Annotated in this window: 19 protein-coding genes; 9 read left to right on the top strand and 10 right to left on the bottom strand. The window is 32.8% G+C overall.

The window, feature by feature from the left end; translation table 11 throughout:
• Positions 1–3: 3 nt before the first annotated feature.
• From IMCC3317_RS22475 to IMCC3317_RS22465, 3 genes are read right to left on the bottom strand one after another with little or no spacing between them, the layout of a single operon-like run.
• Positions 4–1,650 (bottom strand): solute:sodium symporter family transporter, encoded by a 1,647-nt coding sequence (locus IMCC3317_RS22475; RefSeq protein WP_160131706.1) that lies wholly within the window; start codon positions 1,648–1,650, stop codon positions 4–6.
• Positions 1,638–2,582, bottom strand: a complete 945-nt coding sequence (locus IMCC3317_RS22470; RefSeq protein WP_160131705.1) for an aldose 1-epimerase — start codon at positions 2,580–2,582, stop codon at positions 1,638–1,640. The genes IMCC3317_RS22475 and IMCC3317_RS22470 overlap by 13 nt, the downstream gene beginning before the upstream one ends.
• Positions 2,583–2,586: 4 nt before the next feature.
• Positions 2,587–3,585, bottom strand: a complete 999-nt coding sequence (locus tag IMCC3317_RS22465) for a GntR family transcriptional regulator (protein WP_160131704.1) — start codon at positions 3,583–3,585, stop codon at positions 2,587–2,589.
• A 101-nt stretch (positions 3,586–3,686) separates the two neighbouring features.
• Here IMCC3317_RS22465 and galE point away from each other — a divergent pair, with 101 nt between their 5' ends.
• The 9 genes from galE to IMCC3317_RS22420 all read left to right on the top strand — a co-directional run bounded on the left by galE (position 3,687) and on the right by IMCC3317_RS22420 (position 13,896).
• Positions 3,687–4,718: a UDP-glucose 4-epimerase GalE gene (gene galE, locus IMCC3317_RS22460; protein ID WP_160131703.1), complete on the top strand. Its 1,032-nt coding sequence runs from the start codon at positions 3,687–3,689 to the stop codon at positions 4,716–4,718.
• A 6-nt stretch (positions 4,719–4,724) separates the two neighbouring features.
• Entirely contained in the window at positions 4,725–5,720 is a 996-nt protein-coding gene (locus IMCC3317_RS22455; protein ID WP_160131702.1) for a LacI family DNA-binding transcriptional regulator, read from the top strand.
• Positions 5,721–5,963: 243 nt separating this feature from the next.
• Positions 5,964–6,584 (top strand): JAB domain-containing protein, encoded by a 621-nt coding sequence (locus IMCC3317_RS22450; RefSeq protein ID WP_160131701.1) that lies wholly within the window; start codon positions 5,964–5,966, stop codon positions 6,582–6,584.
• Between the two features lie 736 nt (positions 6,585–7,320).
• Entirely contained in the window at positions 7,321–9,264 is a 1,944-nt protein-coding gene (gene thrS / locus IMCC3317_RS22445) for a threonine--tRNA ligase (protein WP_160131700.1), read from the top strand.
• A gap of 80 nt (positions 9,265–9,344) precedes the next feature.
• Positions 9,345–9,836, top strand: a complete 492-nt coding sequence (gene infC / locus IMCC3317_RS22440) for a translation initiation factor IF-3 (protein ID WP_228055072.1) — start codon at positions 9,345–9,347, stop codon at positions 9,834–9,836.
• 37 nt (positions 9,837–9,873) lie between these two features.
• A complete protein-coding gene (gene rpmI, locus IMCC3317_RS22435) occupies positions 9,874–10,071 on the top strand; it encodes a 50S ribosomal protein L35 (protein ID WP_160131699.1) in 198 nt (65 codons plus the stop codon).
• 138 nt (positions 10,072–10,209) lie between these two features.
• Entirely contained in the window at positions 10,210–10,554 is a 345-nt protein-coding gene (gene rplT, locus IMCC3317_RS22430; protein ID WP_160131698.1) for a 50S ribosomal protein L20, read from the top strand.
• 354 nt (positions 10,555–10,908) lie between these two features.
• Positions 10,909–11,181, top strand: coding sequence for a hypothetical protein (locus tag IMCC3317_RS22425; protein ID WP_160131697.1), 273 nt, complete (start codon positions 10,909–10,911; stop codon positions 11,179–11,181).
• 369 nt (positions 11,182–11,550) lie between these two features.
• Positions 11,551–13,896 (top strand): hybrid sensor histidine kinase/response regulator, encoded by a 2,346-nt coding sequence (locus IMCC3317_RS22420; protein WP_160131696.1) that lies wholly within the window; start codon positions 11,551–11,553, stop codon positions 13,894–13,896.
• A gap of 151 nt (positions 13,897–14,047) precedes the next feature.
• On the opposite strand, the gene IMCC3317_RS22415 is transcribed toward IMCC3317_RS22420, so the two are convergent.
• The 7 genes from IMCC3317_RS22415 to IMCC3317_RS22385 all read right to left on the bottom strand — a co-directional run bounded on the left by IMCC3317_RS22415 (position 14,048) and on the right by IMCC3317_RS22385 (position 22,509).
• On the bottom strand, positions 14,048–14,206 hold the full coding sequence (locus IMCC3317_RS22415) for a hypothetical protein (RefSeq protein WP_160131695.1): 159 nt from the start codon (positions 14,204–14,206) through the stop codon (positions 14,048–14,050).
• 1,150 nt (positions 14,207–15,356) lie between these two features.
• Positions 15,357–15,509, bottom strand: a complete 153-nt coding sequence (locus IMCC3317_RS22410) for a hypothetical protein (protein ID WP_160131694.1) — start codon at positions 15,507–15,509, stop codon at positions 15,357–15,359.
• Positions 15,510–16,252: 743 nt separating this feature from the next.
• Entirely contained in the window at positions 16,253–17,521 is a 1,269-nt protein-coding gene (locus IMCC3317_RS22405) for an asparagine synthetase B (protein WP_160131989.1), read from the bottom strand.
• A gap of 302 nt (positions 17,522–17,823) precedes the next feature.
• A complete protein-coding gene (gene dnaB, locus IMCC3317_RS22400; RefSeq protein ID WP_160131693.1) occupies positions 17,824–19,368 on the bottom strand; it encodes a replicative DNA helicase in 1,545 nt (514 codons plus the stop codon).
• A gap of 158 nt (positions 19,369–19,526) precedes the next feature.
• Positions 19,527–20,480 (bottom strand): acetyl-CoA carboxylase carboxyltransferase subunit alpha, encoded by a 954-nt coding sequence (locus tag IMCC3317_RS22395; RefSeq protein WP_160131692.1) that lies wholly within the window; start codon positions 20,478–20,480, stop codon positions 19,527–19,529.
• A gap of 51 nt (positions 20,481–20,531) precedes the next feature.
• Positions 20,532–21,443: a DMT family transporter gene (locus tag IMCC3317_RS22390; protein WP_160131691.1), complete on the bottom strand. Its 912-nt coding sequence runs from the start codon at positions 21,441–21,443 to the stop codon at positions 20,532–20,534.
• Positions 21,430–22,509, bottom strand: a complete 1,080-nt coding sequence (locus tag IMCC3317_RS22385) for an LptF/LptG family permease (RefSeq protein ID WP_160131690.1) — start codon at positions 22,507–22,509, stop codon at positions 21,430–21,432. Before IMCC3317_RS22385 ends, IMCC3317_RS22390 begins: the two co-directional genes overlap by 14 nt.
• Between the last annotated feature and the right edge of the window lie 3 nt (positions 22,510–22,512).

The following is a 22,512-nucleotide window of genomic DNA, read 5'->3' as shown; positions in this document are numbered from 1 at the left end:
TACTTATGCAAAATATATATAGACTCCTATTACTACTACACAGATCGCGATACCAGTTTGTTTCGTGTATTTCCATGGCGTGATATCGACCTGTTTTGTGTATTCTTGAACGTACGCTTCTTCTCTTGGTTTTAGCTTTCCTATAATTAGCATTATCAGTACGTTTAATGCAAATAAAATTGCCATAACGTCTAAGAAATGAGGATACGCTTGTGTTTCTACCAAAGCCAAAGCAACTTCATCTGTAACTCCTGCTGTTTTTGCTGATTCCAATGCTTTATTTACAAAGTAAGGCTGCATAATAAACTGGCTTAGGATATATAATAAACATCCAGATAACAATCCGACTTTAGCTGCAAGAGCAGGTACACGTTTGGTTAAATAACCAACAATGATAATAGAGAAAATAGGAATACTATAAATACCGTTAATCTCTTGTAAATAGTCAAATAAACTTCCTGCATTTGCAATAAGTGGTGCAATAAACATCGCAGCAATCGCTAAGATAACACCAAAGGTTTTACCATATTTTACTACTGTCTTTTCGTCTGCATCTTTATTGATGTGTTGTTTGTAAACATCAATTCCAAATAAGGTTACAGAACTATTTAAGACACTGTTAAATGAACTCAAAATAGCTCCAAATAATACAGCTGCAAAGAAACCAACCCAAGCAGTAGGCAATACTTCCCTTACTAATTCTGGATACGCACTATCTGCACTTTCTAAATTTCCTTCAAAAATGTGATAGGCTATTAAACCAGGTAATACTACAATTATTGGTCCTAGTATTTTTATAAACGATGCCAGTAATAATCCTTTTTGACCTTCTTTCAAATCTTTTGCACCAAGTGCTCTTTGAATAATTTGTTGGTTTGTTCCCCAATAAAATAACTGAACTAACATCATACCTGTAAAAATGGTGTAAAATGGTACAGGATCTGCTGGTCCGCCCATAGATTTAAACTTCTCTGGATTTTCTGTTGTAAGTGTATTAAGTCCATCTAAAATGCTTCCATCGCCAATCATTAGTAAACCAAATATTGGAATTAAAATTCCTCCAATTAATAAACCAACTGCATTAATCGAATCTGAAACGGCAACCGCTTTCAATCCACCAAAAACAGCATATATAGAACCAATAATTCCTATTCCCCAAACACAAATCCAAATAGATTGTGTATGTGTAACTCCTAATAATTCTGGCACATCAAACATGCCGCTAATTGCTAAAGATCCTGAGTATAAAATAACTGGCAGTAAAACCACCACATAACCTGTTAGAAATAAAACTGAGGTTAATGTTTTTGTAGTCACATCAAAACGTTTTGCTAAAAACCCTGGAACTGTTGTTAAACCACCTTTTAAATATCTAGGCAATAAAAACATGGCGGTAACCACCATCGCAATTGCAGCCAGCGTTTCCCATACCATTACAGATAATCCACTTTGGTATGCAGAACCATTTAGTCCCACAATTTGTTCCGTAGAAAGGTTGGTTAATAATAATGATCCGGCAATTACTCCAGCCGTTAAGCTACGACCTCCAAGAAAATAACCGTCTGAGGATGAATCTTCCGTATTTCTTGTTTTGTAATAGGATATGATAGCTACCAGAGCTGTAAATCCAATGAATGTTAAGAACTGCATAGTTTATTGATTAGTTGGTTAGTTTTTAGTTTAGTGTCAAGAGTTTGAATTGCCATACTCCATTTCACAGTGTAAGTTTCGTTTGGTTGTAGCGTTTGTAAGCCTATTTTATTATTAAAATTATCTGCCGCACCTGTCATTGGCTCAATTGCTATAATATTGGGTTGAGGTGGCGTGTAAAGTTGCAGAAAATTTTCTTTCGCTGAAGACCTTATATTAAAACAATATGCTGGTGTTGAGAAATCAATTTCATTGGTTTCAAGAGGATACCCATCGTCTAATTTTGTGCCTTTTAGTTGTAAAGGCATTTCAAAATCTAAATCCGTTTCACCTGAGATAATTTGCTGACTATCCAATACATATTTTTTAGTACTCTTAAAATTTATGGAGCTATTATCCAAATTCACACTATTAAAATAAGGATGCCAACCCAGCGTAAAAGGGAACGTTTTTTTACTTTTATTTACAATAGTAATTGATAAAATAATTCCACTTTTACTCAATGTATACGTCAGTTCTATATTAAATTTAAATGGAAATCCTTTATGTTTCCCGCCATCTTTATATTGCAAGGTTACACAGGCATAATCAGCTGTTGTTACTTTATGAATACAAACAAATGTCTTGTTGTAAACCAAACCGTGCAATGCATTGTTTTTATCAACTTCGTTGCAATCTAGTTTATATTTTGAATCATTAAAAGTGTATTCTCCATCTTTAATTCTGTTTGCAAACGGAAATAAAATAGAAGACGCATAATTGTCTTTATAAGTTGAAGTATCTAAATCTGCAAGAATTTGAATCTTTTCAAATACGAAATTGCTCAATCGTCCTCCTTGATCAAGACATAGTTGCGCTTTTGATTCACCATCAGAACTTGCCATTTCTAAGTAGTGTAAACCTTGTGTTTCTGTTTCTTTTAGTGTGTACAACTTTTTATACTGATTTTCTGATGATTAAACGACTTGGATTTTCTATATGTTCTTGTTGATTCTCCAGCATCATACTTGCTAAGTTTTCTCCCATTAAATTAAAATCTGTGGAAATCGTTGTGATTCCACCTTCTACAATTTCTTTTAAAAGTGTATCGTTGTAACAAATAATGCCAATATCTTTCCCGATAACGAGTCCTTGTTCTTTTGCTTTTTTTATGATTCGAATCAAATTTTTATCATCCAAAATGACAAAGATTTCATTTGAATTTAGTGTGCGATTTTCTAGTGTTGAAATTACTTCATTTGCATATTGATACTGTGTGCAAAACTCGGAAAACCCATCTAAAATACCTTTTGGTTGCTTTTTTGAAGAAAATAGTAAGTTTATTTTTTTATACTTCTGAATCAAATTATTTCCAGCTTCAAGTCCGTTAAACATGTCCTTTTTAAAATTCTGAACAACTGAAGGATATCCTATTAAATCTTCGTGAAGTTGATCTAAAATATATACTTTATCGGAAGGCAAATGACAAATCACCGAATTTGTACTATTCAAATTGGCAGGCATAATTATATAATGACTATAATTTCCGTTATGGTCATGAATGAGCTTACTAAACACCTCAAAATTAAAATGATGGAAAAATATATCAACCTGCACATTTGTTCCCAATGCATTTAAAAATGAGTTATATAAGTCTTCTTTAAATGAGTTTAATTCATCAAAAAGCAAAAAAACCTTTTTCACAACATCAATATCTTCGTTTAGCACATAATATCCTTTGCCAACAATTGATTGTACAATTCCTCTTGTTTTCAATTCGTTGAACGCCATTAATACCGTATCTCGTGATAGAGAAAATTTATCTTTTACGCTATTTAATGAAGGAAGTTTGTCTCCTTTTCTAAGTTCTCCACTGCTAATTGCCTTCTCGATGGAAGCAACAATTTGTTTGTATTTTGGAATACTAGATTTTTTAGATACCGTAATTAAACTCATAGGACAAATATAGAATAATTATTTAAATAAACAAACTGGTAGGTACTAGTAGGTATTTAAAATTAAATGACTACTTTAGCAACTTAAATAAATGTTTTGAAATGAAAAAATGTAAAGTCATCGTTACAGGCGGATGTGGATATATAGGTTCGCACACAGTGATAGAACTCATTGATCAAAATTTTGAAGTTGTTATTTTTGATGATTTGTCAAATTCTAGTGAAGAAACATTGGAACGTATTCAAAGCATTACAAGTGTGACGCCTATTTTCGTAAATGTAGATTTGAAAGATGCTGAAGCGACTGATAAAGCTATTTCAGAACATGCCGATGCTGTTGCAGTGATTCATTTTGCAGCGCACAAAGCGGTTGGAGAATCTGTGCAAAAGCCATTGATGTATTATAAAAATAATTTTTATTCATTATTGAATATACTTAGTGCGCAAGAACAACATAAAATTAATACTATTATTTTTTCTTCTTCAGCAACTGTTTACGGTTTGCCTAAAAGTTTTCCAATTACCGAAGAAAACGAGACGCAACGCCCATTTTCTCCGTATGGAAATACAAAAAAAGTAGCAGAAGAAATTTTAGATGATTATACAAAATCACAACCTGATTTTTCAGCAATATCTTTACGTTATTTTAACCCAATTGGCGCACATGAATCTGGATTGATTGGCGAATTACCCAATGGAATTCCTAATAACTTGATGCCGTATATTACGCAAACTGCCGTTGGAATTAGAGAAAAATTAATGGTGTATGGAAACGATTATCCAACAAAAGATGGCACACCAATTAGAGATTATATTCATGTGGTTGATTTAGCGAAAGCGCATGTAATTTCAGTGCAAAGGCTTATTAATAAAGAACAAGAGAAGAATTTTGAAATTTTTAATTTGGGTACAGGTAATGGAAGTTCTGTAATGGATGTGATCAATTCTTTTGAAAAAGTGACCAATGTAAAATTAAATTATGAAATCACAACGCGTCGAGACGGAGATGTTCCTGAATTATACGCTGCTACAGATTTGGCAAAGGAAAAGCTAAATTGGGTTGCTGAGAAATCCTTAGATGAAATGATTGATTCTTCATGGAAATGGGAACAATATTTTAGAAATAAAAAATAATAGATCATGGCTACAAATAGAATTACACTTTCGAAAATTTCTAAAGCACTCAATTTATCGGTATCTACAATTTCTAAATCGCTTTCTGATAGTCCTGAAATTAGTGATATAACCAAAAAACGTGTAAAAGAGTTTGCAGCGCAATGCAAGTATACACCTAATAATTTGGCAGCAAGTTTTCGCAGAGGTTTTACAAATACTATTGGACTCATTATACCAAATATTTCGAATCCGTTTTACGCTAAAATACTGATAGGTATTGAAAAATATTTAGATGAAAATGGCTATAAATTGATTACTTCTATTTCTGGTGATTCTATTGAAAAAGAAACGAAAAATATCTCTGTAATGACGAATGGATTTGTTGATGGAGTAATTATTTGTATTTCAAAAGAAGCTGTGTTAAAACAAGATTACGACCACATCAATAGCATTGTAAATAATGGCATTCCATTAACAATGTTTGATAGAATTTGTGATGAAGTAATCTGTGATAAAGTTATTATTAATGATTTTGGAGCTGCTTTTGAAGCCGTAGAAAGTCTTATTCACAGTGGTTGCAAACATATTATTATGACTTCGCCAACAAAAAAATTAAAGCACCACAATTTAAGAGAACAAGGTTTTTTAGCTGCTATTGAAAATCACAAACATACCGTAAAAGGTACTGTTATAAGTGTAGATTCTATAAAATTGCTTGCCGATACTTTAAACGCTTCTATTAAAGAAGATCCAAGTATAGATGGTGTTTTTGCCATTAATCAAAAAGCGGTAAAACAAGCACTGCTTATCAAACAACAGATTGAAAAAGAACAACAACGAACAATAAAAATTGCAGGTTTCAGTGATGATACGCAAAAAAGCAATGACAATTCGCTTATTACAATCAATCAGAATGCATTAAGTATTGGTAAAGAATCTGCTAAATTATTACTTAATAGGATTAAAGTTCAAAACAAGGAACCTTTTGTAACAGAAACGGTGAACGTACAACTTGTTTAGACATTGAAGCTTGTTGATTATTAAGAATATTATCTTTAGAAAGATAAACAATCACATCAACATCCTCCTCCAAAAAGTTCGAATTCCTTCTCTCCGACTCCACAAATAACCCTGTAATTCATTGATTTACAGGATTTTATTTTTTTAGGTGTCATAATAGGTGTAAGTAGTAGCCTTTATGTCAATCATTTTTATTCTTAATTTACTAACTTACATTTTAATTATATATTTTATATTTACTACATGAATGTAAGACTTACCGAAGCACAAAAGAAAACGATTCTTAATGCGTACGACATATATAGCGTAATGCAACAAATTTTACTGCGTCAAAATAAGATTCGTAGAGCGCAGGAACATTTTTGGGTTGTTGGGTTGAAAGCCGATAATACGATACTTTTTATTGAACTCGTTGCCATTGGCGCACAAAATAGAGTGAATGTGTCGCCGCCCGATGTTTTCCGTATGGCTATTTATAAATTAGCCGTACGCATGATTATAGTACATAACCATCCAAGCGGAAATTTGAAACCCTCACAAGCTGACAAAAATATTACGGATAGACTCTTAAAGGTTGGAAAAATAATTAATATTGATGTTATAGATCATTTGATTATTACGGAAACTGGTTTTACAAGTTTTAAAGATAAAGGCATCATTGATGAACTCCGCAAAAGTGGTTTTTATGAACTGATAGAACAGGAATCGGAACAAATGAAAGCTTTTAAATTACAGATTGAAAAAGATAAAGCAGACAAAACTGCACGTGTAGATATTGCAAGGCGTTTAAAAGCACTTGGTGCAGATGTTGACTATATTAAGAAAGCTACGGGACTTAATAAACGTGAGATTGACAAAGCTTAGTTTCGACTTCGCTCAACTACCAAGTTACAGTTAGGCAAAATTACCTTATATATAATCATTTTTTTGTATCTGGAATGATGCTTGTATCGGTATTTTCATTAGCTCTAAACAAATAATAATATACATGTTGGTGCGAGGTATGAAATAAAGAGTTTTATTTTTAATTTCGACGCAGAGCGTCTGGGAATTAAACCCAAAAATTGATTTAAAAAAAACTACATGGTTATAATTGTCTAAAGATCTGAAAATCTTATCTTTTTATTTAGTCTCTAGTGACAACCTGAAAGGATGGAATTGATTATTTCTTCTAAAAGATAATTATTTAAATAATACTATTTTTATCTGATGACTAAAAATTAAAGTTTTATCCCTATTTTTGAAATATATACTGAACTAAAATAAGAATACACAAACGAATACGATCAGGTCATTTTTAGTCTACAAAATAAAATTAAGAAGATGATTTTCAGTTACTTATATTTTTTGAATTTTTAGATGCACAGGCGAGAGCGTGACCGCTTTTTTGCGGGAACCCCATTATTCTTGGTATTAGGTTGTTTAGTGTTAGGACGCTGCGCTTTTGGTTATTCGTATATACGTGGATTTGTTTATTTGTTAGCTTGATTGCGGTTGGTTGTTTTAGCATTGAGTTTTATATTTTTTAGATATTATACCTATATATATTGTACAGGTTTTTGGTTCGTGTTATATTTGCCCGCTTACTATTTATTTTTGTATGATAAAAATTACATTGCCAGACGGCTCAGTTAGAGAATTTGATTCGAGCGTAACTCCCATGGAAGTTGCTAAGAATATTAGTGAAGGTTTTGCGCGAAATGTTATTTCGGCAAAGTTTAATGGTACAACCCTAGAAACCACAACTCCACTTACGGAAGATGGAGCACTTGTTTTATACACCTGGAAAGACGACGAAGGAAAGAAAGCTTTTTGGCATTCTTCTGCGCACATTTTAGCGCAAGCTATTTTGGAATTGTATCCAAATGCTAAGTTATGGGTTGGTCCAGCGGTAGATAATGGTTTTTATTATGATGTTGATATGGGCGAAATCACCATCTCTGACAAGGATTTTAAGACGATTGAAGACAAAATGCTCACGATTGCCAGAGGAAAGCACGATTTTAAGATGCGCGCTGCCACTAAAAATGAAGCATTAGATTATTATAAAGATAGAAACGATTATAAAGTAGAACTTGTTGAAGGCTTAGAAGACGGAACGATTACTTTTTGTGATCACGATACGTTTACAGATTTATGCCTCGGCGGACATATTCCGAATACAGGAATTGTGAAAGCTGTAAAAATCATGAGTGTTGCCGGAGCCTATTATAAAGGAGACGAGAATAATAAACAGTTAACACGTATTTACGGAACTTCTTTTCCAAAACAAAAAGACCTTAAAGAGTATTTAGAGTTATTGGAAGAAGCGAAGAAACGAGATCATAGAAAACTTGGTAAAGAACTAGAGTTGTTTACGTTTTCACAGAAAGTTGGTCAAGGTTTGCCTTTGTGGTTGCCAAAAGGAACTGCACTGCGTTCACTATTGGAAGATTTCCTGAAGAAAGCACAACAGAAAGCTGGTTACGAAATGGTAATTACTCCGCATATTGGACAGAAAGAACTATATGTAACTTCTGGACATTATGAAAAGTATGGAGCCGATAGTTTTCAAGCTATTAAAACTCCGAAAGAAGATGAAGAGTTTTTATTGAAACCAATGAATTGTCCGCATCACTGCGAAATTTACAATGCAAAACCATTTAGTTATAAAGATTTACCAAAACGTTTCGCAGAATTTGGAACGGTTTATCGATATGAGCAAAGTGGCGAATTGCACGGATTAACGCGTGTTCGTGGATTTACGCAAGATGATGCACATATTTTCTGCATGCCAGATCAGTTGGATCAAGAGTTTAAAAATGTGATTGACTTAGTGATGTATGTTTTTGGTTCGTTAGGATTTGAAAACTTTACAGCGCAAGTTTCATTACGCGATCCTCAGAAGCCAGAAAAATACATTGGTTCTGATGAAAACTGGGAAAAAGCAGAAAATGCGATCATTAATGCTGCAAAAGAGAAAGAACTTAATTATGTCATCGAATATGGTGAAGCTGCCTTTTACGGTCCAAAATTAGATTTCATGGTGAAAGATGCTCTTGGGAGAAGCTGGCAACTAGGAACTATTCAGGTAGATTACAACTTGCCTGAGCGTTTCGATTTGACATATAAAGGAAGTGATAATGAGCTACATAGACCTGTAATGATTCACCGTGCGCCATTTGGAAGTATGGAACGTTTCATCGCAATTTTATTAGAACATACAGGCGGAAATTTCCCATTATGGCTCACCACAGAACAAGCAATTTTGTTACCTGTGAGTGAAAAATATGAGAATTACGGTAAAAAAGTTTTAAGTTTGTTAGAAAATCACGAAATTCGCGCCCAAATCGACAACAGAAATGAAACTGTCGGTAAGAAAATCCGTGAAGCAGAAATGAGCAAAACACCGTTCATGCTAATCATTGGAGAACAAGAAGAGAAAGATGGCACAGTTTCTGTACGAAGACATGGTGTTGGAGATATTGGAACTTTAACTATGGAGGCTTTCGCCGAATTAGTTAAGACAGAAGTAAATAATAGCTTGAAACCATTTAATGTTTAACTCAAAATTATAGAACCATAGCAATACGAAGAAAAAGAAGTAGAGCTCCCAGACGAGAGGAGAAAGTAGATCTACACAGAATTAACAGAAAAATCATTGCTCCCGAAGTGCGTCTTGTGGGAGATAATGTTGAGATTGGTGTTTACCCAACAAGGAAAGCGCTTGCCGTAGCAGAAGAACAAGAACTAGACTTGGTTGAAATTTCGCCAAAAGCTAGTCCACCAGTTTGTAAAGTAATGGATTATAAAAAATTCCTTTACGAGCAAAAGAAACGTGATAAATCATTAAAAGCAAAGGCAACGAAAGTAACTGTTAAGGAGATTCGTTTTGGTCCGCAAACTGATGATCACGATTATGAGTTTAAAAAGAAACACGCTGAAAAGTTCCTAAAAGAAGGATCAAAACTTAAAGCATACGTTTTCTTTAAAGGACGTTCTATCATCTATAAAGATCAAGGTCAAATCTTATTATTAAGGTTAGCCCAAGAACTTGAAGAGTTTGGAAAAGTGGAACAGATGCCAAAATTAGAAGGTAAGCGAATGATTATGTTCATCGCACCAAAAAAGAAATAAAAATAATAAGCGAAGTATTTAAAACAACTTAGGAATTATGCCTAAAATGAAAACTAAATCCAGTGCAAAGAAGCGTTTTAAGCTTACAGGTTCTGGTAAAATTAAAAGAAAGCACGCCTACAAAAGTCACATCTTAACAAAGAAGTCTAAAAAGCGTAAGCTTGCATTAACTCATAGTACATTAGTACATAAAAATGATGTTGATAGTATTAAAGTTCAATTACGATTAAAGTAATTCGTTCTTTCGGTTAAAAACAAATTATAAACCCTGGAGTTAGGCCAATTATTAATGTAGATTTTTGAATTAAAATCTATAGTAAGAAAAGATAAAGAGTCGAGTATCGACCGCCTACTACAAAACACATTTAAAATTATGCCAAGATCAGTAAACGCGGTAGCTCGTAGAGCCCGAAGAAAAAAGGTATTAAAACAAGCCAAAGGTTACTTTGGAAGACGTAAAAACGTTTGGACAGTTGCAAAGAACGCGGTTGACAAAGCTATGGGATATTCCTATAGAGACCGTAGAAATAAGAAAAGAACATTCCGTGCTTTATGGATTACTCGTATTAATGCGGGTGCTCGTTTAAACGGATTGTCTTATTCTCAATTCATGGGGAAAGTCAAAGCTAATGATATCGAATTAAACCGTAAGGTTTTAGCCGATTTAGCAATGAATCATCCTGATACTTTCAAAGCAATTGTTGAAAAAGTAAAATAAATCGTCAAATAATAATATAGTATTTCGCTTATAAAAATCCGATTCTGAAAAGAGTCGGATTTTTTTGTTCTATATGTACGCAAGTATAATTATAAATGAACACTTTCCTCAAAGGTGATACGATGACTTTTCTATACACTTAATTTAGCAATTCAAGTACTTACACCTACAAAGCAACAAAATTACGTATTTTTAAAAGTTAAGTAATTATACGCTAAAGATGACGCAGAATTCTGATGATATTTGTCATGTAATCAAAAGCAAAATAGAGTACTATATCTTGTTTTTAATGCAAAGGAGTAAACTGAAAATCCTAAAACAGAGTAGGTTCAATTTTATTAAATACACAACATTATGGCATCAAACAATTTTTTTAATGTAGTAAACATTTCAGGCGGAGCTTTAACAACAACAGTTGATGGAAAAACAATCAAAGTTCCTGTAGAAGGAGATCAATCTACCGGTCATACTTTTAAAAAAGGTGAAGAAATCACAACAACAATTAATGGAAACCTTGTGAAATTAAGTTTGCATGAAGGTGTTAATTCTTGGTCAACATTAGTATTTACGACACAAGGGATTAATGTTTTCCCTTCTGCGGCAAATCAAGAAATACTTCCTTACTAAACGAACTCTTTATAACAGATTTATAAGTAAAAAATCCGATTCTGAAAAGAGTCGGATTTTTTTTGTTTCCAATCTTCCTAAAACTGTGCTTCACTCCTATTATATAGAAAATAACTGAAGTTTGCTTTACTTTATTTTTGCACATAATTTAACATTTCAATGGTAAAACCTAAAAAAAGAATGAAATATGTAATTATTCGTATAAAATTTTGATTTATATTCAATTTACTATACATTTAGACCATAAATCTCCTTTATATGTTTACACCAATTTTATTGCTAGATAAACCGCTCTTTTATTCGTGTTTTGCTATCAAAAATGACAATACACAATTTTATAAAAAATATACAGAAAATAAGATCTAACACATGTCCTCTTTCAACAAAAAAAACACTGTAAAAGAAGACTTTATAAGTCCGAACACATCTTTAGACGCAACTATTTTAATCGTGATTGAAAATTTAAAAGTTCAACTAAAGAACTATTATGTGCATTACGAATTGAGTGCTAAATTGAAAACATTTGACACAATGTCAGATGCACACAAACGCGATAGTTTTCCAAGTTTGTATTTAGAGGTAGAAGATTTTTTATCGCTTCAACCGAATGCAAATTTTGATACATTACTCTTCAGACAGAACATAAAAGAATCGTATCCATTACTTGATGAAAAAGATGAGTTACGAACCATCTTTATTGAAGACAATAACACGCAAAAAATAATTCTTTCTGAACTATTTTTAAAAGATGTTTTAATAAAATCCAAAGATTTACTGGGCAACTTTAGCAATCCTTTTTTGATAGAAGCAGAAAATTTATTAGTAAATACGCCTATCTCATTTGAAACCATTACACAGCAACAAGCGGCTTCTACTTTAAAAGAACTCTTTGAATATTCAAACTTGATTCAGAAAAAGATTCAAGAAAGCTTAGGTCTAAACGCAATGTTAAGCATTTATAATAACGCTTACAACACACATTTCAGTAATTATAACTTACTCGAAAACTTCACAATTACGGTAAATTTAGTGCCTGAACAATTATTGGTTACAGAAAATGCAAATCTCCCAAGTAAAGGACAATTGCATCGTTTACTAAAAACGCAAATTTCGAGTTTGGAAGATATCAACTCAAAACTTAGTAAAGAGGTTTTTCAAAAGTCACAAATTCAAGAAGAGCTGGAAAATAATGAAAAGCTATATTCTGCCGTAATTCACAATTCACTAGACGCAAATGTGATTTTTAATATTGAAGGAATCATTATTCGATCTAATAAAAAAGCAGCAGAATTCATCAATGCAAACGAAAAACAGCTCAATTTTTATAAACTTTTACCAGAACAATTCTCCAAAAGACTAAGAACAATTATTAATAATTTCTCTTTAAAAACGATTTCGAGCTTAGAAAAAGAATTATTTGAGTTTGAAATTTATAAAAATGGCGAACTCAATTATTACAATTTAAAAATTAGTCCAGTTTATATCAACAATAAAATGTTGTTTTTCTCCGTAATTCGAGACATTACAAAAGATATTCGAAACATGATTCGGATTGAAGAAGCGCGTATTATTGCAGAGAAATCGGCAAAAGCGAAGACTACTTTTTTATCAAATATGAGTCACGAAATTCGAACGCCGTTGAATGTCATTCTTGGTTTGTCGGAATTATTCAACAATAAAGACTTTACAGGAAGCGAATCAGAATATGAAAATATTGAAGCGATTCGTTTTTCAACGGAAAATTTGCTGATGATTGTCAACGATATTCTCGATTTTTCTAAGATTGAAGCTGGAAAATTGAATGTACAAAAGGTCGATTTTAATTTTACAGAGCTTATTTACAACTTAAATAAAGGATTCAAATTAAAAGCAGAAGAAAAAGGACTGGATTTTTCAATGAATATCATGAATTCAATTCCAAAATATGTCGTTGGTGATCAATATAGATTGAGTCAGATTTTGAATAATTTGATCGGAAACGCAATTAAATTCACCCAAAAAGGCTTCATTAATGTTCATATTACTGCCAAAGAATTAGCCAATAAAACTATACAAGTATACTTTACTATTGAAGATTCTGGCAATGGAATTTCAAAAGATAACTTACAGACAATTTTTGAAAGTTTCTATCAATCGCATCACAGTGATGAAAAACCTGAAGGAACTGGTTTAGGATTGAGCATTACAAAAGAATTGGTGACACTTTTAGGTGGAGAATTAATGGTGAAAAGTGAATTAAATGTTGGAACTGTGTTCAGTTTTGACGTCAACTACACAGTTAGTAATTTGAGCGATTTGGAACTTCAAAACACACAAGATGTCAATCATAATCTTCGAAATAAGAAGATTTTAGTTGCAGAAGATAATAAACTGAATCAACTATTTATCAAGCAATTATTAAAAAAGTGGGACGCTGAAACTACAATTGTGGAAAATGGTCAAGAAGCTGTTGAAATTGTAAAAACACAAGATTTCGATTTGATTTTGATGGACATTCAAATGCCTGTTTTAGACGGATTGGAAGCAACTTCGGCAATTAGGGCATTGGACTCCGATGTTAAAAAAAATATTCCTATTGTCGCTTGTTCAGCAGATGTTTTTCCAGAATCACGTCAAAAAGCAGAAGAAGCTGGCGTTAATTATTACGTCACAAAACCTATTAGCGCGAAATCTATTAATGAAATTTTGTATTTATTGACTACGGGGAATAGCTAGGTTTTGGGTGTTAGGAATTAGGAATTAGGAAAATAAACTTTTACATTCAGTATTCCTTGTTCTATATTAGATATTTTTAGATTTTGGTCTTTCCAAAATTAAAAAGCTTATTCAATACCAAAAAAAGCGATCCGAAGATCGCTTATTAAATTCATTCTGGAACAAAGAGTCTACAATAGCTACCCACACAAGTATAATCTTCTGGACAAGCACAATCAGGACCGCAATGCCATACACCTCCAACAATAGTTGTTTGAGTTTTTTTGTTTAACTCTTTTAATCCTTCGATGTTTAAAATGTTTTTTAACATGATATAAAGTTTTGGTTAAAGAATAAACTTACTATAAAATGATGAAATATACTTACGGTATTACCGTAATTAACACTTAAACTTTAGAAATTATGAAGAAAAGCGAACAGAAGTTCGCTTGAACTTAGGGATATATAGCTCCTATAAGTTCAATTCTTCTAATTCCACTTCCGCCATAAATAACTTGTGGATTCTCGATTTGAAATTTCTCTAATTTTTCTAACTTAATAAATTGATTTTTAAATTAATAATGAAACACGTTGGTAAAATAAGTATACACCAACAAAACAGTAGTTATAAAAAAAGAGACCGAAGCCTCTTGAAGTAGTACAATAATTAGTTCTTTCGCCATTTCGCTAAATCATCCGTGGCTGTGCCTCCATTAATAGAATTTGGTATTGAGATTTCAAACTGTTTAAATTTTTCTAACATAATAAATGATTTTTAAATTAGTAATAAAATAAAACTACCAATAAATCAACTAACTTAAAACAGAAGTTGCCCCAAATTGGCTGATTTATGCTAGTAAAATGATTGTTGATTTCTAGACAGATGTGTTTCTCTAAAAGTGATCCGCTAAATCTTATTCAAAATTCAAAAAAAATTTTTAAAAATGCTTAAATTCTAAAATGTGTTTTTTAACTAAGAAAAATAATGTATGTACTCCTTAGGTAAGACCGTAAGTGACGTTTAGACAATTGAATTATGAATTGTAAAGATAAGCTGTCAATATAATTGCAACAATGAATCCTATGATAAAGAAATATGTCCAAAACAAAGTTTTGCGACTATACCCATTGAGAACTCTATCTGATAATTTCTTTCTATATCTGCTCATGATAGTACAAAGAGATTAAAAAAAAGAATATAATACAAGAGGGAAAACACCCAATATAAAACTGTAGTTAAGGTTTAAAGATTGAAATGATAGAAAATATAACTATAAGCATACCAAGTATACCCATAAAGACTTTATCTTTTCTATTCACTTTAGCTATTAATAATATAGAGCCACCAATAATAAAAAACAGTACGGACATATTCGAATTTATTGATAAGCCTACTAACAATAAAAAAAGCGGGAAAACATTTAAACAGTAGTTATGAAAAAGAAGGGGAAAAGAAAAGCGAACCGAAGTTCGCTTTAAAGTTAACATCCAATTAAGGTGTCATTACAAGGAGTCTCCCATAGATACTCATTGTCAGGACCATCACATTGACAATCGTGTCCACCTTTCAATGCTATTTGCTCCTTTTTACTCAATAATTGAACTCCTTCGAGTTTTAGAATGTTTTTTAACATGATATGAATTTTTAATTAGGAAGAAAATATAGCACAACGAATTATGAACCAATTACGGTTTTACCTTAATTAACATTAAAACAGTAGTTATGGAAATAAAGTGCAAAAAAAAGCGAAGCGAAGTTCGCTTATAAATTAAACCTACTTCTCTGTATTATTAGGATTGGGATTGGGATTAGTAGGTTCACATCCATCGGAACAGACAAATGTGCAAATCCATGAGCAAACCCAAGAGCCTCCTCCATTTATATAACTTTTATCAAGTTTAGTAATAGTACATTTTTTAAGTCTCAAAGATTTAAGATTCTTTTTTTTCATGGTATAAAGTTTTGATTAGAAACCAAATTATAAAAACAACCAATTAACCACTTACGGTAACACCGTAATTAACATTTAAACAGTAGTTATGGAAATAAAGTGCAAAAGAAAAGCGAAGCTACCAACATCGACTTAATTTTGCTAGTAAAATAGTTAGTTAGTTCGCCATTTCCATAAATCATCCGTAGCAGTGCCTCCATTAATAGAAGTTGGCTTTTGAATTTCAAATTGTTTAAATTTTTCTAACATAATAAATGATTTTAAAATTAGTAATGATACAAGATAACGAAATAAATATAGACTCATGATGCCGTAGAAATTCATGAATATTGAGCCATGATTACTTCTATATAGTAATTTCTTTAGCAGAAATTCACTCAATGTAACAATTTGTGAAACTATTAAACATATAAACCAAAAAAAAATCAAGTTTTTTGCTTCTTCTTTTTAGCTGCTGGAAATAAAATATTGTTCAGAATTAATCGATACCCAGGAGAATTTGGATGTAATTCCAATTCCGTTTTTGGATCGCCAACTCTGTGTTGATAATCTTCAGGATCGTGTCCGCCGTAAAAAGTAAAAAATCCTTTTCCTTTGATTCCGTGAATATATCGACCTTCGCCGTTTGTTCTGTTTTCTCCTAATATTAAAACTGATGGTTTTATTTGAGAACGATCAAAACTGGTGGTTTGTCCCATGAATGCTTTTACCAAAGCAGTGTGATTTTGACATAACATCGTTGGAATTGGATCCCATTTTGCCGAAAAGTCCATTAATGTAAAATAATCTGCTTCTTTCGCAATTCTTCTTTTGGCTGTCATATCAATGGAAGAAAACTCATATTTTGTTGGACTTCTTTCTAATTCGAAATCTGTAAACGCAAATGTTTTAGAATAATCAATTTTACTTTGATAATTTCTATCCGAAACATCGCCATCAAACATTGGCTCGCAAATATCTACACCTTCTGCGGCAAGCGCAATATCAAAACTATCCGTAGCACTGCACATTGCAAAGATAAATCCGCCACCAATTACATAATCACGAATTTTTAATGCAACATCGCGTTTTTCTTCTGAAACTTTACTGTAGCCCAACTTTTTTGCCAATGCTTCTGCGTCTTGCTTCTCGCGAATGTACCAAGGTGCCGAACGATACATTCCGTAAAATTTACCATATTGTCCTGTAAAATCTTCATGATGCAAGTGCAACCAATCGTATTTAATTAAATCATCTGCTAATACTTCTTCGTCATACACAACTTCATACGGAATTTCCGCATACGTCAAAACCATTGTAACCGCATCGTCCCAAGGCACATTTCCTTTCGGAGAATATACAGCAACTTTTGGCGCTCTTTCTAAGATTACAGCTTCTTGATTTTTACTTGGACTCGCAATTTCTTCCAACATGGCGTTGGTTTTTGCATCTGACATGATTTCATAAGAAACACCACGAATTTTACATTCTTTTTCAATGGCATCAATTGCTGGCAATAAAAAAGAACCGCCACGATAATTGAGCAACCATTTTACTTTGATCTTTTTTTCAAGCGACCAATAGGTAATTCCGTAGGCTTTTAAGTGATCTTTTTGTGAGTCTGAATCCATCGGAATTAAAATATAAGACGCGTGAACGCTGATGGAAATAAAGAGTATGAATAGTGTAAGTATGCTTTTCAGTTTCAAAGGAATTTATTTTTATGAATAACTATCGAAAGATACACAAAAATTGTACCTAATTGAAGTTCGCTTGCTATAAAAATTTGTTAAGAATAATTAAGTATTTTTTTGAAATTCCCTTTTGATTCAAGAAGTTTTTGCATATCCGCAAAGGTCATAAAGGTAATAAGTCCGTCATTCTGAACTTGATTCAGAATCACATATGGTTATAAATCAAAAATACAATAATGAGACCTTGAATCAAGTTCAAGGTGACGAGCGTTTAAATGATAGAAAACGGATATACAAAAAAAGCTTATTGTAATTTTTACGATTTAAAACGGAACTTCATTATCATCAAAATCGTCATTCATAGAACTTCCGAACGCTTCGTCCGCACTTGGCAAATTATCGGTTCGTAAGGTGTCATCATTTGCAGCATCATTTAATTTTGATTGAAATTCAAATGGTGAATCAAAAGTTTCTAAGTTGTCAAACTTCCCTAAATGTCCAATAAATTTTAATCGAATATTATCCAAACCACCATTTCTGTGTTTTGCCACAATTAATTCTGCTTGTCCATCAGTTGGCGAACGTTCATCATCATCCCATTCGTCAATTTTATAATATTCTGGACGATAAATAAAGGATACAATATCCGCATCTTGCTCAATTGCTCCCGATTCACGTAAATCTGAAAGTAACGGTCTTTTGCTTCCTCCACGCGTTTCTACCGCACGTGATAACTGCGATAATGCAATTACAGGAATCGCTAATTCTTTTGCTAATGCTTTAAGGTTTCGCGAAATGGTTGAGATTTCCTGTTCACGGTTTCCTCCTTTTTGACTTCCTCCAGCCGTCATTAACTGTAAATAATCAATCATAATCATTTTGATTCCGTGTTGCGATGCCAAACGACGCGCTTTTGCACGTAAATCAAAGATGGAAAGCGAAGGTGTATCATCAATAAATAAAGGTGCTTTTTCAAGTCCTTTTACTTTTACGTTTAATTGTTCCCATTCGTGTTTTGCTAATTTCCCTGTACGTAATTTTTCAGAAGACAATCCTGTTTCTGAGGAAATTAAACGTGTTATTAACTGAACAGAAGCCATCTCCAGAGAGAAGAAAGCAACAGGAATATTTTGATCAACGGCAATATTTCTTGCCATCGACAAGGTTAATGCCGTTTTTCCCATACCTGGACGAGCTGCGATGATAATTAAATCACTCGGTTGCCATCCAGAAGTTAATTTATCTAATTTATGAAAACCAGTAGGAACACCACTTAAACCATCTTTATTGGAAATTTCTTCAATTTTTTTCTTTGCTTGAATTACTAAACTTTGTGCCGTTTCAGAAGATTTTTTAATGTTTCCTTGCGTTACTTCGTATAAACGTGATTCTGCTTTGTCTAATAGTGAGAAAACATCAGTAGTTTCATCATAAGCATCTTCAATAATTTCATTGGAGATTTTAATTAAGCTACGCTGAATGAATTTCTGCAAGATGATACGTGCGTGAAATTCAATGTGCGCCGAAGATGACACTTTCTGCGTAAGCGAAATTAAATAAAAATCGCCACCAACTTTATCTAAATTTGCGTTTTTACGGAGTTGTGATGATACTGTTAATAAGTCAATTGGTTCTGAGTTTTCGAATAATTGAAAGATCGCTTCAAAAACGAGTTTATTGGCTTGTTTGTAGAATGCTTCTGGACTTAAAATATCAATAACCTCATCCACACCTTTTTTATCAATCATCATTGCACCAAGTACAACTTCTTCTAAATCGACGGCTTGTGGCGGTAATTTACCTTTCTCAAGACTTATTAGGTTACTTTTATCGGTTTTATATGATTGCTTAGGGTTGACATTTTCCATGAGTGCGAAAGTAGGTATTACTTTTACTTTTAAGAGTTAAATTAACGTTTGAAGCGTTAACGTACGATTGTTAATAAGTTACGATTTTTTGTTGATAAGCAGAAAAAAAATCCGAAGCGTGTGCTTCGGATTTTTATATTTCCTTATGTAGTATAGGTTTATCCTTTGAATTCGCCCATTTTAGAATACTTGTCCATACGCGAACTCACTAAATCTACTTGTGATAAGTTTTTTAATTTGTCATAATTTGCAACAATGGCATCTCTGACAGCTATAAAAGCTCCTTCTCTGTCAGTATGTGCGCCGCCAAGAGGTTCTTTGACTATTTCGTCAATTACTTTAAGTTTCATTGCGTCCGTAGCCGTTAATTTTAGTGCGTCTGCTGCTTTTTCCTTGTGTTCCCAACTACGCCATAAGATAGACGAACAGTTTTCAGGAGATATTACAGAATACCAAGCGTTTTCGAGCATTAAAACTCTGTCTCCAACACCAATTCCTAAAGCTCCACCAGAAGCGCCTTCACCAATAATTACGGCGATAATTGGCACTTTTAAACGTGTCATTTCAAGAATGTTTCTAGCAATTGCTTCTCCTTGTCCGCGTTCTTCCGCTTCCAATCCAGGATATGCTCCTGGAGTGTCAATTAACGTTACCACAGGAATTCCAAATTTTTCAGCAGATTTCATTAAGCGCAATGCTTTGCGATATCCTTCTGGATTTGCCATTCCGAAGTTACGGTATTGTCGTGTTTTAGTATTGTATCCTTTTTGTTGACCAATAAACATATATGATTGATCGCCGATTTTACCAAGTCCACCAATCATAGCTTTGTCGTCTTTTACATTCCGATCGCCATGCATTTCTAAGAACGTCTCGCCGCATAACGCATTGATGTAATCTAATGTATATGGTCTGTTTGGATGACGCGATAGTTGCACACGTTGCCAAGCAGATAGGTTTTTGTAGATATCTTTCTTAGTAACTGCTAATTTTTTCTGGATTTGCTGACATGTTTCTGTTACATCAATATCACTTTCATGACCAATAGCAACACACTTTGTCAGTTGTTCTTCTAATTCTTTTATAGGTAGCTCAAAATCTAAATATTCCATGTTTTTGAGGATATTTTTAGTTGTTTTAGTGTACAAATATAAAACTTTAATTTAGGAAACTTCAATGCCTTTAGCGGATTTTCTTTTTCGTTTGTTTTTTAGGATTCCATTTGCTACTACAGTTGCTACAACGAGTACGCTTCCGTAGTAAAATCCTGGGCTCATTTTTTCGTCTATTGGGAATAATATGATTGCTAATACAATTCCGTATACAATTTCTAAATTATAAGTTAATACAACTGTATATGGACTGATGTAGCGCATGATATGAACAGATCCAATAAATGCATATGCCGTACAAACAGAAGCCAATATAGAAATGTAGATCCAATCGTTTGTGCTTAAAAAGAAGAAGTCTTCTTGCAGAAAACCATCTGCCGCAAAGGCTAAATAGATAGATATAAATACAACGCCGCAAATAAATTCATAGAATGAAATGGTGGATGCATTGTGATTTTCTACAAATTTCCCGTTTATTACTGCAAATAATGAGGAGAGAAATGCTGAAATTACGCCAAGTATGATTCCATTAATGTATTGAAATTCTGTGTTGATAATGATAGAAACACCAATGATTACGATGATTCCAAAGATGATTTCATACCAAATAATTTTTCGTCGGTATACAATTGGTTCTATGAACGATGCAAAAAATGCTCCTGTGGAAAACATAACCAACGTAATGGACACATTAGAAACATCAATGGCGCCAAAAAACGTAATCCAATGTAAAGCGACTACAATTCCTGCAATTCCAAATTTGATAAATGTTTTGAGTGGTATTTTTAGTTTGATCTTATATATTTTAATAAATCCAAACATTAATAAACCTGCAATTAACATCCGAAACCAAACGAGCGGAATTGCTTTTATGGTAATGAGTTTTCCTAATATTGCTGTAAAACCAGCAATGAAAACCAAAAGATGAAGATGTGCGTAGTTTTTGAGTTTATCGCCTAGCATTGTAGAGTAAATATAGTGCTAATACACCAAAGACAAGATTAGGAACCCAAACTGCCATCATTGGAGAGAAACCTGATTTCTCTGCCATTGTTCCGAATATTTTATCAAAGAAAATGTATATAAACGCAATTGAAATTCCGAAAGCTAGGTTTACGCCCATTCCGCCTCTACGTTTCATTGAAGAAACCGCAACCGCAATAATGGTAAGGATAAAGGCGGTAATTGGTAAACTCCAACGTTTGTATTTTACTAATAAGTGTATGTTCACATTTGGCGAACCTGATTGTCTTTCTTTTTCAATGAATTTGTCTAATTCTTGATAGTTCAACGTTTCCGCCATGTAGGTTACAGGCGTTAAATCTTCTATTTCAAACGGAAATATGGTATCAAATTTTCGTACGTTGACCAAACTATCATTTAGCGCACCAATAATTCGTTTTTTGTAGCCACGTAATGTATATGTACTATCTTCTTCATTATATTTGATAGAACGTGCTTCCATTTTATATTTCAATACATTGTCTTCAAAATGCTCTAAGGTAAAGTTGTCGCCACGTTTACTTTCAAAACTGAAGCTTTTTAGATAGATAAAATCATTTGTAGTAACCTGTTTATAAATTTCTGCGTTGTCTCGTAATTTTGTTTTACCTTTTTTTATGTATTCAAATCGGAACTCGTTGAACCCTCTACTTGCATTTGGAACGATGTACATTCCCATGATAAAAGCAAATATAGCCACTACAGAAGCTGCAACTATAAATGGACGCAAGAAACGTACATACGAAACTCCCGAACTTAGTATGGCAATAATTTCAGTGTCATTGGCTAGTTTTGAGGTAAACCAAATTACCGAAAGGAATAAGAATATTGGAAATAATAGATTCGCAAAGTAGATGACAAAATTGAAATAGTAATATATAATTTCGTCTGTTGGCGCTTCTGAAGATAACATTTTATCAATGTTTTCAGAAATATCAACCATAATCCCAATTGGGATAAATAGTAATAACATTACGAAGAATGTCGTTAGATATTTTTTAATGATATACCAATCTAATATTTTCATATT

This window comes from Kordia antarctica (assembly GCF_009901525.1).
In the GTDB taxonomy this organism is placed as follows: Bacteria; Bacteroidota; Bacteroidia; order Flavobacteriales; family Flavobacteriaceae; genus Kordia; species Kordia antarctica.
This window is presented reverse-complemented; position numbering and strand designations above follow the sequence as displayed.